At 46.2% G+C, this 13,695-nt stretch carries 14 protein-coding genes; 7 read left to right on the forward strand and 7 right to left on the reverse strand.

Annotated features, from left to right (window positions below):
* The first annotated feature begins 131 nt into the window (after positions 1-131).
* Both C7Y66_RS26920 and C7Y66_RS26925 read left to right on the forward strand, forming a co-directional pair.
* Complete coding sequence (locus C7Y66_RS26920) at positions 132-356, forward strand: type II toxin-antitoxin system HicA family toxin (RefSeq protein ID WP_106547948.1); 225 nt, start codon at positions 132-134, stop codon at positions 354-356.
* Positions 349-567, forward strand: coding sequence for a type II toxin-antitoxin system HicB family antitoxin (locus C7Y66_RS26925; RefSeq protein WP_015154725.1), 219 nt, complete (start codon positions 349-351; stop codon positions 565-567). The genes C7Y66_RS26920 and C7Y66_RS26925 overlap by 8 nt, the downstream gene beginning before the upstream one ends.
* Position 568: 1 nt before the next feature.
* On the opposite strand, the gene C7Y66_RS26930 is transcribed toward C7Y66_RS26925, so the two are convergent.
* Positions 569-1,822: a VWA domain-containing protein gene (locus C7Y66_RS26930; protein ID WP_106547949.1), complete on the reverse strand. Its 1,254-nt coding sequence runs from the start codon at positions 1,820-1,822 to the stop codon at positions 569-571.
* A 262-nt stretch (positions 1,823-2,084) separates the two neighbouring features.
* On the opposite strand from C7Y66_RS26930, the gene C7Y66_RS26935 reads away from it, so the two are divergent.
* The 3 genes from C7Y66_RS26935 to C7Y66_RS26945 all read left to right on the forward strand — a co-directional run bounded on the left by C7Y66_RS26935 (position 2,085) and on the right by C7Y66_RS26945 (position 3,810).
* Positions 2,085-2,744: an ATP-dependent Clp protease proteolytic subunit gene (locus C7Y66_RS26935; protein WP_015154723.1), complete on the forward strand. Its 660-nt coding sequence runs from the start codon at positions 2,085-2,087 to the stop codon at positions 2,742-2,744.
* A 77-nt stretch (positions 2,745-2,821) separates the two neighbouring features.
* Positions 2,822-3,415: an ATP-dependent Clp protease proteolytic subunit gene (locus tag C7Y66_RS26940; RefSeq protein WP_015154722.1), complete on the forward strand. Its 594-nt coding sequence runs from the start codon at positions 2,822-2,824 to the stop codon at positions 3,413-3,415.
* Between the two features lie 137 nt (positions 3,416-3,552).
* Entirely contained in the window at positions 3,553-3,810 is a 258-nt protein-coding gene (locus tag C7Y66_RS26945; protein ID WP_106547950.1) for a MoaD/ThiS family protein, read from the forward strand.
* 38 nt (positions 3,811-3,848) lie between these two features.
* Here C7Y66_RS26945 and C7Y66_RS26950 read toward each other — a convergent pair whose 3' ends face one another.
* Positions 3,849-4,544, reverse strand: coding sequence for a 2,3-bisphosphoglycerate-dependent phosphoglycerate mutase (locus C7Y66_RS26950; protein WP_106547951.1), 696 nt, complete (start codon positions 4,542-4,544; stop codon positions 3,849-3,851).
* Positions 4,545-4,628: 84 nt separating this feature from the next.
* On the opposite strand from C7Y66_RS26950, the gene C7Y66_RS26955 reads away from it, so the two are divergent.
* Positions 4,629-5,333: a Uma2 family endonuclease gene (locus C7Y66_RS26955; RefSeq protein ID WP_106547952.1), complete on the forward strand. Its 705-nt coding sequence runs from the start codon at positions 4,629-4,631 to the stop codon at positions 5,331-5,333.
* A 59-nt stretch (positions 5,334-5,392) separates the two neighbouring features.
* Here the strand turns inward: C7Y66_RS26955 and carB are convergent, their stop codons facing one another.
* The 5 genes from carB to C7Y66_RS26980 all read right to left on the reverse strand — a co-directional run bounded on the left by carB (position 5,393) and on the right by C7Y66_RS26980 (position 12,593).
* Positions 5,393-8,755, reverse strand: a complete 3,363-nt coding sequence (carB, locus tag C7Y66_RS26960; RefSeq protein ID WP_106547953.1) for a carbamoyl-phosphate synthase large subunit — start codon at positions 8,753-8,755, stop codon at positions 5,393-5,395.
* A 143-nt stretch (positions 8,756-8,898) separates the two neighbouring features.
* Positions 8,899-10,155, reverse strand: a complete 1,257-nt coding sequence (locus C7Y66_RS26965) for an argininosuccinate synthase (RefSeq protein ID WP_106547954.1) — start codon at positions 10,153-10,155, stop codon at positions 8,899-8,901.
* A gap of 42 nt (positions 10,156-10,197) precedes the next feature.
* Positions 10,198-10,440 carry a hypothetical protein gene (locus tag C7Y66_RS26970; RefSeq protein ID WP_015154716.1) on the reverse strand — a complete coding sequence of 81 codons (243 nt, stop codon included), beginning with the start codon at positions 10,438-10,440 and terminating at the stop codon, positions 10,198-10,200.
* 138 nt (positions 10,441-10,578) lie between these two features.
* Entirely contained in the window at positions 10,579-11,097 is a 519-nt protein-coding gene (locus C7Y66_RS26975; RefSeq protein ID WP_199197665.1) for a GNAT family N-acetyltransferase, read from the reverse strand.
* 104 nt (positions 11,098-11,201) lie between these two features.
* The gene (locus C7Y66_RS26980) at positions 11,202-12,593 is read right to left on the reverse strand and encodes a malic enzyme-like NAD(P)-binding protein (protein WP_015154714.1); all 1,392 of its coding nucleotides are present in this window, start codon (positions 12,591-12,593) and stop codon (positions 11,202-11,204) included.
* Positions 12,594-12,970: 377 nt separating this feature from the next.
* Between C7Y66_RS26980 and C7Y66_RS26985 the strand changes: the two genes are divergently transcribed.
* Positions 12,971-13,695, forward strand: a 725-nt coding sequence (locus C7Y66_RS26985; protein ID WP_199197666.1) for a response regulator transcription factor, incomplete at its 3' end; no start/stop codon positions are given.

Raw genomic sequence — 13,695 nt, forward strand, 5'->3', positions numbered from 1 at the left:
TTTTATAATATAGCGATTCTCGTTATGATGCGATACATTCGTAGGGGCGCACAGCTGTGCGCCCCTACATATCTTGTATTTCATTGAATTGAAAAAGCCTATAATTGCTTCCTGAGAGTATACTTAAAATAATGCCAAGAAAAATTAGGGAGCTGAAACAAACGCTACGCCGAGCAGGTTTTACAGAACTTCCAGGCAAAGGAAGCCATACAAACTGGATACATCCTTTATATTCGGGAAAATTAACTATTTCCGGCAATGACGGAGCAGATGCTAAACCATACCAAGAAAAAGAAATTCAGCAAGCTATTCAAGAAATAGAAACTAGACAACAGGAATCGCACGAAGATGAGTGAAATGAAGTATAAGATGGTGATTCAATGGTCGAATGAAGATAACTGCTTTTTGGTAGGTTTTCCTGATTTTCCCGGGCAGACTTGGCGGACTCATGGAGCTACATATGAGTCAGCTGTAGCAAATGGTAGAGAAGCCTTAGAATCCCTGATAATGGCTTATGAAGCAACAGGCGAACCACTACCACAACCGACTATTCATCAAGCTGCATAGTTCATCCTTCTTGATCCTGCAACACTGTTTTTGACACGATGCGAGTTTTCTTGCGATCGCTTTCTGAAAGTTCTTCCCCTGACTGCAAGCGCGTGGCATTATCTTGTAACACGGTAGCCGCACTGCGATCGCCCATTTGCAAGGCAGTTTTAGCCGCAGTTTGTAACATTGTCGCCGCGCCAGCGCGATCGCCTTGTTGCAATTTCAGTTCGGCTAGCTGTGTTTGACGGTACTTCGCCAATGCTAAAACATATTGCTGTACTTGCGGATTGTTTACAGGTTTATAATCCCGTACCACGTTAATTTCTACCGGAATATTGTCAGAGAGCAAATTAGTTTGGTCAACCGCCGGATCGTCATAGCAGATTTGGACGCTAGCAATCGTGTGTTTGCCTTCCGGTAACTGACTGATATACATATTCGCCAACACCACCCGTTCGGAGTCTTTCATTAAGTCTCCCAGGCGTACGGTGTAACGTCCGTAGGTATCTTGTTGTATGGGTAATTCAATTGCATCTGGCGCAACTTGGGCAATCGGCTTAAGTTCTGCAAGTCGCACTTTAGGAATGAAAGATAGCAGCAGGTAAGCATTTGTCAATTCCACGGCTTGAATGCGATCGAATAGCCGTCCGAACTCCTCTAGAATTTGCTCTGGGTGTTGGATGTAAGATAAACCGCCACCGCCCGCATCGGCAATTTTTTCTAAAATATCTTGGTTCCAATAATCGCCAAAGCCTAAAGTGTTGAGGGTTAAGTTGTAGCTAGCTGCCAGTTGTGCCAATTTCAGACAGCGATCGTTGTCGCCGTGTTCGTTTTCTCCATCCGTGAGTAAAAATGCTTGGGAAATTGCTTCTTTTTTGCCTTTCCCTAGTTCTTCAATTCCCAATTTCAGCCCTTCATCGATCGCCGTGCCACCTTCAGCATATAAACGGTCGATTTGCCGTTTAATATAGTCAGGGTTGTTAACCGTTTGATTGGGAACGATTACCTTGGCGCGGTGATCGAAAACGACAATCGAAAGGCGATCGTCTGGCTGGAGGCGATCGACTAATGTTTGTGCTGCTTGTTTCACCGTTTCAATCGGTTGTCCCTTCATCGAACCACTTTGGTCGAGAATTAAGCAAAGATTAAGCGGAACTTGCCGCTGTGAATTATTTGCGATCGCAGAAATTGACACCGCCAATTGTCGCTGACTTGTAGCTTGATGTGCGTCTAAATTGACATCGTTCAGGGTAGGCTGCAAGCTAACCTTCATACCTTTCGTCCTATCTAACCAGATGTGATATCAACTGCTCCACAGCCCCATACTGTTGCTACGGAAAAGTTATGTTAAGTCCATCTCTATTGTCAATTACAGAATATCCTATGTGCTTCTGTCTCGGATGCGATCGCAGCCTCAAATCCATACCTTAAATTTCCGGGTGAGGAATCCGTACCCCTTTTCAACTCATCCTCAAGCTAGGATTACACTATCAGATAATGTCATTATCGCATTATTGTAACCGTCTGGATTTGCTATGGTTTCACCGATTAAAGCCGTTCAAGCCCCCTACTATGGCGATAACTTCTACCGCACGCCACCGCCAGACTTACCCTCTTTACTACTCAAAGAGCGGATTGTCTATCTTGGTATGCCCCTCGTACCCGCCGTTACCGAGTTAATTATTGCCGAATTACTCTATTTGCAATCTGACGATCCAGACAAGCCGATCAAAATCTACATCAACTCTACAGGCACTTCTAGCTACAATGGCGAACCCATCGGCTTTGAAACTGAAGCCTTTGCCATTTACGACACGCTGAGATACATCAAACCTCCGGTTCACACCATTTGTATCGGATCGGCGATGGGAATGGCAGCAATGCTGCTTTCTGCTGGAACTCCAGGTTGTCGTGCTAGTCTGCCCAATGCCAACATTATTTTGCACCAACCCAAAAGCTACGCCCAAGGACAAGCTACAGATATTCAAATTCGGGCGAAGGAAGTGTTGGCAAATAAAGCAACACTGTTAGATATTTTGGCAAAAACGACCGGACAGCCGATTGAAAAAATTGGCAAAGATATGGATCGGCTATTTTACTTAACTCCTCAGCAGGCGAAAGAATACGGTCTGATCGATCGCGTCTTGGAGAAACAAGACTTAGCCAATCCTCCCCTACCAGCTGGAGTCATCTAGCTTGTCATTTGTCATTTGTCAATGGTCAGCAAATAACCAATAACCAACAACCAACAATCAACAACGGAGTAGCCCATATGCCTATCGGTGTACCAAAGGTTCCCTATCGGATGCCAGGGGAACAATACACTCAGTGGATTGATATTTACAATCGCCTCTACAGAGAACGGATCATTTTCTTGGGACGCGATGTAGACGATGAAATTGCCAACCAAATTATCGCGGTTATGCTTTACTTGGATTCAGAAGATCCCGGTAAAGACATTTCCTTGTACATCAATTCTCCTGGTGGAATGGTGACATCTGGAATGGCAATTTATGACACGATGCAACACATCAAATCTGATGTGATTACAATTTGCGTCGGTTTAGCTGCATCAATGGGTTCTTTCCTACTTGCGGCGGGGACAAAAGGTAAGCGTCTCGCCTTACCTCACTCGCGGATTATGATCCATCAACCATCAGGCGGGACTCGCGGACAAGCATCAGATATTGAGATTGAAGCGCGGGAAATCTTGCGAATTCGCGGTCAATTAAACCAGATTTATGCTAACAATACAGGTCAACCTTTAGAAAAGATTGAAAAAGACATGGATCGTGACTTCTTCATGTCAGCAGAGGAAGCCAAAGCATACGGTCTAATCGATCACGTAGTCGAAGAACGTCCGTAGTAGTTAGTAATTAGCCATTAGCTGTTAGCAAATAACTAATGGCTACTCTCTCTTTTGCGCCTACTCTACTCTTCGAGAAGGGCTTCGCCCTACGAGAACGCTTTGCGCCTTTGCGTCTTTGCGTGACATAATCTAATATGACTAACACCCTCAAAGTCACAATTAAACTTTTCGCCGCCTATCAAGAAGCATACGGCAAATCGGAACTGGCACTAGAATTTCCTCAGAATACACCAGTTGCAGCAGTACGCGATCGCCTGATCTCCGAACATCCACAACTCTCGCAGTGGCGCGACGTGACTCGCTTTGGCGTAAATTTGCAATTCGTCGAACCCGATACTCTCCTGCAAGACGGGGATGAGGTTGTGTTAATTCCTCCCGTCAGTGGTGGTTAGTGAGAGAAGTCAAAAGCCAAAAGTTAAAAATCAAAAATTTAAATTAAAATAATTTTATTTGTTGCCTGTCCGGTGTTATCCACATCATAAATAATTGGTACACCTGTAGCGAGTTCTAGATTCGGAATTAGTTCGGGACTGAGGCGATCGAGTTGCATAATAATAGAGCGAAGAGAATTGCCGTGGGCTGCAACTAAAACATTATCTCCTTGTTTTAACTGGGTAAGAATGCGGCTGTGGAAAAAAGGAAGAGTGCGCTGCATTGTATCTTCTAGACTCTCGCCGCCAGGAGGACGCATGGAAAAAGATCTTCGCCATGCCTGCACCACATCCGCACCGTATTTTTCGGCTGTCTGCGCTTTATTTAATCCCTGCAAATCCCCATAAAAACGCTCGTCCAGTGCCATACTGGGAATAATGGGTAGTTCGCAACTGGAATTACCTTCATACTTATCCCAACCGTGCCAGTGCGGATCGTCGGCTTCGTGTTTCAGTACGGGATTTTTCCCAGCACAAATTTCTTCAAATTCCGTCAGGCAAATAATCGCAGTTTCAATTGCCCGAATTAATAAGCTGGTAAAGCAAATATCAACTCGATAATCTCTTAGTTTATAAGCTGCTTTTGTTGCCTCTAAGCGTCCTAATTTACTCAAAGGCACATCTACCCAACCTGTAAATTTGTTGGCAGCATTCCAGATACTTTGTCCGTGTCGGATGAGGATGAGTTTGGACATATTATTGTCTGTAAGTGGTAGAGTCAAAATGACTCTATATTCTCGCAGTAGAACCACAAAAGGAAACGCGATCGCTCTGCCGCTATGTTAACCAGTATTACTAACTATGAAATCACCTGGGAAAAGTTACCAGATGACTTTGTTTTAGACGACGAACCTGTGGATAACATCAACCAGCCGTCTCTAGCTGCGGCTTTGACTGAAAGTCTAGAACTAGCTGGTAAAATTCCAGCCGATGCTTTAACTACCACTAATTATGGTATCTGTGCCGCAGTAAATCAAAAGTTTGTCGTCAAAGCTCCAGATTGGGCATATATACCCGCAATACGAGTTCCTAGAGAAGAAGTTAAGCGCAGTTACACTCCTCAACTCCAAGGGGAAGTTCCAGTCATTGTAATGGAATTCCTTTCAGATACCGAAGGCGGTGAATATTCAATTAAACCTACATATCCGCCCGGAAAATGGTTTTTTTACGAACAAGTGCTACGAGTTCCCCACTATGTCATTTTTAAGCCAGATACAGGAGAGATAGAAGTTTATCAGCCAGAGGATGGACGATATCAAATCCGTACCCCCGATGAAAATAACCGCTATTGGATTGCTCAAATGGGTTTATTTTTGGGAGTATGGCAAGGAACTAGAGAAAATCGGGCAGGTTATTGGTTGAGATGGTGGGATGAAAACGGGCAATTGTTACTGTGGGGAGTAGAAAGAACTCGACAGCTAACAGAAAAAGCCGAAAGATTAGCCGCTCAACTTCGAGCAGTGGGGATTGAACCAGAAGTATGAATTAGAGAGATCCCCCCAACCCCCCTTAAAAAGGGGGGCTAGGAAAGCTGTTTGTGCCTCTATGCTGAGGTAGAGGTGACAAGAGAGTCATCTTGCCTCTGGTTCTGAGTTTGTTCTTGATTTGCTTCTGCCGTGTAGTCTTGAATTGCCTTGACAGTAAGAGATTGAGATTTAAGCGCCCGAATCGCCGCCGCTGTAGCCCGCGCCCCTGCGATTGTCGTGATAATGGGAATCTTGTAGGTGAGCGCCGATCGCCGAATCAATTTAGCATCAGTTTGCGCCTCTTCACCAGAAGGCGTATTGATAATCAACTGAATGTTGTGATTCTTAATCGCGTCGAGGACGTGGGGTCTACCTTCATGCAACTTTAGAATTAACCCCACCTTTAGACCGTGTTCTTGCAACACTCGACGAGTGCCATCGGTGGCAATGACATCAAACCCTAATTCAATCAAATCCCTAACTACAGGCACGACTAGAGGCTTATCGCGCTCGTTACAAGTCACAAATACCGTTCCTTCTAGGGGTAGGACTTCTCCAGCTCCCAATTCAGCTTTAGCATAAGCTAAGCCAAAATCGCGATCGATTCCCATCACCTCGCCTGTCGATCGCATTTCGGGACCGAGTAACGTATCCGTACCAGGAAACTTCTTAAATGGTAATACCGCTTCCTTAACCGCAATATGATTTAACTTCGGTTCCTCGCTCAAGCCCAATTGTGCTAAGTTTTGCCCTGCCATCACTAACGAAGCTAACTTAGCAAGTGGGACTCCGGTTGCTTTCGAGACAAACGGCACTGTCCGCGAAGCACGCGGATTTGCTTCTAAGATATAAACTTGCGGGTTATAGGTGTGCGCTCCCACTACAGCAAATTGAATATTCATCAAACCGACAACTTTGAGCGCTTTGGCTAATTGTATGGTTTGAGTGCGAATTTTCTCTAATACCGGAGTTGGTAAGGAAATCGCAGGTAGAGTACAAGCCGAATCGCCAGAATGAATTCCTGCTTGCTCGATATGTTCCATTACCCCACCAATGACAACTTTACCTGTAGTATCGGCGATCGCATCCACATCAACTTCGATCGCATTTTCTAAAAACTTGTCGATTAAAATCGGATGCTCCGGCTCTACCTGCACCGCAAAGGTCATGTAACGCTCTAATTCGGTGTCAGAATAGACAATTTCCATCGCTCGTCCGCCCAAGACGTAACTCGGACGCACCACCACTGGATAACCGATCTTCTGAGCCACTACCAAGGCATCCTCATAGCTGCGAGCAATACCATTAGGCGGCTGAGCAATATTTAAGGCGTGCAGAATCTTTTCAAACTTTTCCCTATCTTCTGCCGTATCTATATCTTCGGGAGAAGTTCCCCAAATTTTGGTAGTTGGTAGTTGGTAGTTGGTAGTTGCTCCCTCAGCTCCCTCAGCTTTCTTCTTCCCTGCTCCCTGCAAATACTGCTGCAATGGTAATGCCAACTTCAGGGGCGTTTGTCCGCCAAATTGGACGATGATGCCGAGCGGTTTTTCGACTTCGATAATGTTGATGACATCTTCGAGCGTGAGGGGTTCAAAATAAAGGCGATCGCTGGTATCGTAGTCGGTGGAGACGGTTTCGGGGTTAGAGTTCACCATAATCGTCTCGTAGCCAGCCCCTTTGAGGGCGTAGGCAGCGTGACAGCAGCAGTAATCGAATTCAATTCCCTGTCCGATCCGGTTGGGTCCGCCGCCCAAAATCATCACCTTGGGACGGTCTGAGGGACGAACTTCGGTTTCGCCGTCGTAGCTGGAGTAGTGGTAGGGGGTTAAGGCTTCAAACTCAGCAGCACAAGTATCGACAGTTTTGTATACGGGAACGATACCGAGGCTTTGGCGATATTGCCGTACTCGATCTTCGCTAGTTTTGGTGGCAAAGGCAATTTGTTTGTCGCTAAATCCCTGTTGTTTAATCGCGTATAGTTGTTTGCCGTCCAGCGATTCTAAGGGAGTGCGTTTGAGCAGTTTTTCTGTTTCGAGCAGTTGTTGGAAAGAATCTAAAAACCAGGGATCGATCCCCGTAAGCTCGTAAATTTCTTCATTGCCCATGCCCAAAAGCATCGCTTGGCGCACGGCAAAAATGCGTTCTGGGTTAGGAGTACGCAAGTTGGCGCGAATTTGTTCGAGAGAAGGCAGTTTTTCTTGCTTGTCACAACCCCAACCGCTTCTACCCGTTTCTAAAGAACGTAAGGCTTTTTGGAAAGATTCGTTGAAGGTGCGCCCGATTGCCATTGCTTCCCCGACAGATTTCATTTGCGTGGTGAGCGTCGAATCTGAACCGGGAAATTTTTCAAAGGCGAAGCGGGGAATTTTGGTAACTACATAGTCTATGGTTGGTTCAAACGAAGCAGGAGTCTTTTTCGTGATGTCGTTGGCAATCTCGTCGAGCGTGTAACCGATCGCGAGTTTAGCAGCAATTTTGGCGATCGCAAATCCGGTGGCTTTGGATGCTAAAGCCGAAGAACGCGACACGCGGGGATTCATTTCGATCGCCACGACATCGCCGTTAGTGGGATTAATTGCAAATTGGATGTTAGAGCCACCCGTCTCCACTCCGATTTCGCGGATGATCCGTACCGAGTAGTCGCGCAGCCGTTGGTATTCTTTGTCAGTCAGAGTTTGAGCGGGGGCGACAGTAATGCTGTCTCCGGTGTGGATGCCCATCGGATCGATATTTTCGATGCTGCAAATAATGACGACATTATCGGCACAATCGCGCATCACTTCTAATTCGTATTCTTTCCATCCAATTAAGGACTTGTCGATCAAAATTTGCGAGACAGGGGAAGCATCAAGTCCAGAGGTGGCGAGTTCGAGAAATTCTTCTTGGTTGTAGGCAATACCTCCACCCGTACCACCTAACGTGAAGGCAGGACGGACGATGAGAGGATACGAACCAATTTCTTGAGCAACATTTTTGGCTTCCTCTAAGTTGGAAGCAATACCACTGGGGCAAACAGCAACGCCGATTTTTGCCATCGCTTCGTTGAATTGCTGTCTGTCTTCAGCCTTTTCAATCGCGGCGAGGTTAGCGCCAATCAATTGTACGCCGTATTTTTCTAACGTGCCGTTTTTGGCAAGGCTAACGGCGAGGTTGAGGGCGGTTTGTCCGCCCATCGTAGGTAAGAGTGCGTCGGGACGCTCTGATTCAATAACTTGGGTGACCAGTTCGGGGGTCAGCGGTTCGATGTAGGTGCGCTGCGCGGTTTCGGGATCGGTCATGATCGTGGCAGGATTGGAGTTAACCAAAATCACTTCGTATCCTTCTTCTCGCAAGGCTTTACACGCTTGCGTACCCGAGTAGTCGAATTCGCACGCTTGTCCGATGACAATCGGTCCTGCTCCCAATAGTAGGATTTTTTTGATGTCAGAGCGCCTTGGCATAGTCCTTTCCTTTGAAGTGAGTAGTGAGTAGTCGGGAGTCGGGAGTCGGGAGTCGTAAAGAGGGTGTGGGGTGTGGGGTGTAGGGTGTGGTGCGTGGTGAGTCAATTCTCTCCCTCAGCTCCCTCAGCTCCCTCAGCTCTCTTCTAGCCTCTCGTTTGTTGCGACCAAATGCGCGTTGGTAGCCCCCAGACGTAGATGAAGCCTTCAGCGGCTTTGTGGTCGAATTGGTCTTCGGCTCCGTAGGTTGCTAGTTCGGTGTTGTAGAGGGAGTTGTCCGATTTACGTCCGACAATGGTGGCGTTGCCTTTGAAGAGTTGGACGCGCACAGTACCGGAAACTCGCACTTGAGTTTGCTGGATAAAAGCATCGAGTGCGGCTTTGAGGGGACTATACCACTGTCCGTTGTAGACGAGTTGGCTGTAGGTTTCTTCAATTCCCCGCTTGTAGCGAGTGACATCAGCAGTCAAGGTGAGGCTTTCGAGGTCGCGGTGGGCTTGAATTAAAACTGTCATGGCAGGAGATTCGTAGATTTCCCGCGATTTGATTCCCACTAGGCGGTTTTCTACCATGTCAATGCGTCCTACGCCGTGGCTACCAGCCAGTTGATTGAGTCGATCGATCAGCGTGACTGGCGCTAGGGTTTCGCCGTTTAAAGCGACTGGGACACCACCTGTAAAGGTAATTTCTACATATTCTGGCTGATTGGGAGTGTCAGCAATCGCCTTTGTCATTTGATAAATTTCTTCTGGCGGTTCTGCCCAAGGATCTTCCAAGATTCCAGCTTCGATCGCCAATCCCAACAAATTTTTATCTAAGCTGTAGGGAGAAGATTTTTTCACGGGAAAGGGAATATCAAATTTTTCGCCATAGGCGATCGTTTCTTCCCGACTCATACCCCATTCTCTAGCAGGGGCGAGAATTTTTAAATTTGGATTGAGCGCGCCAATCGAGACATCAAACCGTACTTGGTCGTTACCCTTACCCGTACAACCGTGGGCGATCGCATCTGCACCGTATTTTTCAGCCACTTCTACTAAGACTTTCGCAATTAACGGACGTGCTAAAGCTGTAGCGAGGGGATAGCGATTTTCATACAAGGCATTTGCTTGAATCGCTGGGAAGGCATACTCTCTCACGAAGACATCTTGTACGTTTGCCACTAACGATTCATCTGCGCCCGATTGCAGTGCTTTTTGGCGGATTGGTTCGAGTTCGTCGCCTTGTCCTAAATCGACTGCTAGGGTAATGACTTCTTGCACGCCCCATTCATGCTTCAAGTAAGGAATACATACCGAAGTATCAACGCCCCCAGAATATGCTAGTACGGCACGCTTAGCCCGACCTGTGGAGTTATTGAGTTGGGAGCTGGTATTTGCTTTGAGATTAACTGGGGTTGTCATTTGTCGCTATGAGTGAGTGGTGAGTGGTAAGAGAATTAATAATTAGCGAAGTGAAAGTTCGTTGCTGAATTCTTGCAATCTAGACAAAATTTCCCAGCGTTGAACTTGTAAGCGATCGCGATCGGCTTTGACTGCTTGTTTGGCTCGGTCAATTTTTAATTGCTCGATTTGAAGATTTTTTGCTTCAATCTCTAAAGCATTTTCCCTATCCTGAATCGTATTGAGTTCATCTACAAGTAGAGCAGTCATTGTATTAACATTTACCTGATAGGTGAAGCGATTCATAATTCACATCCTTTAAAAAACGTCTTTTTAAAAGTCAAAAGGTAAAAGTTAAAAGTCAATCCTTGGGAGCTGCTATTGGTTTTTGTTTGATTAACAGTGAAGATAAGCTAAATGAGTGAAGATTTTGTGAACCGAGTTTCACGCCGAAAAATTTTGTTCCAAAGAACTCATGAAAAGCCGATCTTTCAATACCATTGTGGTACTGCTGTTGCATTCAAATCCAATTCGTTCGTAGAACCGTTGCTGATGCGTAGTCATCAAATAAACTCGTTCGACTCGACTCATGCGGGGATGACTCAAAACTGTTTGCACTAGTTTTCGCCCTAGTCCCCGCCCTTGATAATCGGGATGAATCGCCACATCCCAAATCGTAGCGCGATAAATTCCATCAGAAGTCGCTCTGGCAAAACCAATCAGCCGTTCTTCATCCCAAACACTCACGACTGGTTCGCTATTGGCAATTGCTACGCTCAGATCTTCTAAGCTGCGTCCTTGCGCCCAAAATGCCGCTTGCTCGAATAATGTTTGTAACTGGAGTAAATCGTCTTGCGATTGCTGCGGTTGGCGTAAAGCGTTACCTGTAGCAATACAGAAACAAATTTGACTGCTATCTGTTTGTGATGATGCCTCTTTAGTTGGAGATACGGTGGATGTCATTCTTGAATGGTAATTGGTAGTTGGTAGTTGGTGAGTGGCTGGTGGCTGGTGGCTGGTGGCTAGAATTTTTATCTAGTCACCAGTCACTAGTCACTAATATCTAGTTACTGTTTCGCAATTCCTTCTTCGCGGGCGGCTCTTTGGACGGCGGCTGCAACGGCTGTGGCTACGCGATCGTCAAACACGGACGGGATGATATACTCTGAGTGCAAATCGCTGGGTTTAATTAAAGAAGCGATCGCGCTGGCTGCTTCTAAACACATTGTGGTTGTAATTGTGCTGGCACGACTGTCTAAAGCACCGCGAAATACGCCAGGAAAAGCTAAGACATTATTAATTTGATTTGGATAGTCGCTGCGCCCTGTTGCCATAATTGCGACATCATTCATCACCAGTTCCGGTTGAATTTCAGGGATGGGATTTGCCATCGCCATCACGATTGGGTCTTTTGCCATCGATCGCACCATTTCAGGAGTGACTACACCAGGGGCGCTCACGCCAATGAAAACATCGCTGCTTATCATAGCATCGGTAAGAGTTCCAGCTTGACTAACGGCAAATTCTTGCTTTTCCTGATTCAAGTCTGTTCGATGAGTAGAGAGAATGCCTTTGGAGTCACACATGAGTATATTCGTTGCCCCAGCTTTTTGCAGTAAGCGGGCGATCGCGACTCCAGCGGCTCCTGCACCGTTGATGACAATCCGAATTTGCTCGATCGGTTTGTTGACAATTTTGAGCGCGTTGAATAAAGCAGCTAGCGTGACAATTGCCGTACCGTTTTGATCGTCGTGAAATACGGGAATATCTAATTCTTGGCGCAGGCGCTTTTCAATCTCAAAGCAGCGTGGAGCCGCAATATCTTCTAAATTGACTCCCCCAAATACAGGGGCAATATTTTTGACTGTAGCAATAATCTCTTCTGTATCTTGAGTCGCTAAACAGATCGGAAAGGCATCAATTCCGGCAAATTCTTTAAATAGCATGGCTTTGCCTTCCATGACTGGTAATGCTCCGGCTGCTCCAAGATTACCTAACCCTAAAACCGCACTGCCATCCGTGACGATCGCTACAGTATTTTGTTTGATCGTGAGATTATAAACTTGTTCTGGATCTTGAGCGATCGCCGTACAGACTCGACCGACTCCAGGCGTATACGCCATTGCCAGATCGTCTTGACTTTTGAGCGGAATTCTGCTGTTTACAGTAATTTTGCCACCACGATGCAAATTAAAAGTGCGATCGTAAACGCTCATCAACTTGACATCTGCCAATTCTTTCACTGCCTGGACGATCGTTTCGGCATGTTCTGTACTAGAAGCATCAACAGTCACATCGCGAGTCGTGAGTTGGCGAGTTTGGGCGATTAAATCGATTTGACCCAAATTACCACCACTGTTGGCGATCGCTTGAGTCACAGCTGCCAGCATTCCCGCTCGATTGGGAATTTGCAAGCGTAAAGTCAGACTATAACTTGAGTTCGGCGTGAGAATTACCATAGATGGATGTGAGGGATCGGGATAGAGAATCGAGGGAACCGGGAGAGTAGAGGAGCGCAAAGAGTCATTAACAATTACCCATTACCAATTACCCATTACCAATTACCCAGTACTAATAAACAAACTGTAACGATTTTGAAATATAGAGCGTATAAGTGAAAATTTTGTGAATAGGTAAAAAATTATCCATCGCCGCAAACCCTCAGAACTGTCACCAAATCTACCAAGTGAGATCGAATCTTCCTTTATGCTGGCGGAAATACTGTTGTCAGTTGTCAGTTATCAGTGAAGAATGGGGTGTGGGGTGTAGTGGATTGTTAACTGGTCACTGGTCACTGGTCACTGGTCACTGGTCACTGCTCAATCGCTCCCGCATCATGAAAATTCTGCTTGTAGAAGATGATGAAACTATAGTTCAACTGCTCCAGCCAACGCTTGCCAGTCAACGTTATTTGGTGGAGCTAGCGACTGATGGTCAAGCAGGATGGGAACTGGTAGACAGTTTCGAGTACGATCTGATTTTATTGGATGTGATGCTGCCTAAGCTAGATGGAATTAATTTTTGTAAAAAGCTAAGGGCAAAAGGCGATCGCACTCCGGTTTTGTTACTGACAGCTCAAGATTCCAGTACTGACAAAGTTAGGGGATTAGATGCTGGTGCGGATGACTACGCGCTCAAACCGTTTGACATAGAGGAACTATTAGCTCGCATTCGTGCTTTATTACGGCGTAGCAGTGCCACACCATCTCCGGTGCTAGAGTGGGGTTTCTTACGGCTCGATCCTAGTAGCTGCGAAGTCACCTATGACGGTAAACTCTTGCATCTGACGGCAAAAGAGTACGGCATTTTAGAATTACTACTACGTAACACCCATCGCATCTTTAGCCAAAGTGCGCTACTCGATCGCGTGTGGTCGTTTGACGAACCCCCTACGGAAAATACTGTTAGAGCGCATATCAAAAGTTTAAGACAGAAAATTAAAAAAGCCGGAGCGCCAGACCCGATTGAGACAGTTTATGGATTGGGATATCGGTTGAAGGCGGAAGAACGGGAGTCGGGAGTCGTAGAGGCGGGTTTATCAAAAGATTCACGGCTTACATC

The organism is Chroococcidiopsis sp. CCALA 051 (assembly GCF_003015105.1).
GTDB lineage: Bacteria > Cyanobacteriota > Cyanobacteriia > Cyanobacteriales > Chroococcidiopsidaceae > Chroococcidiopsis > Chroococcidiopsis thermalis.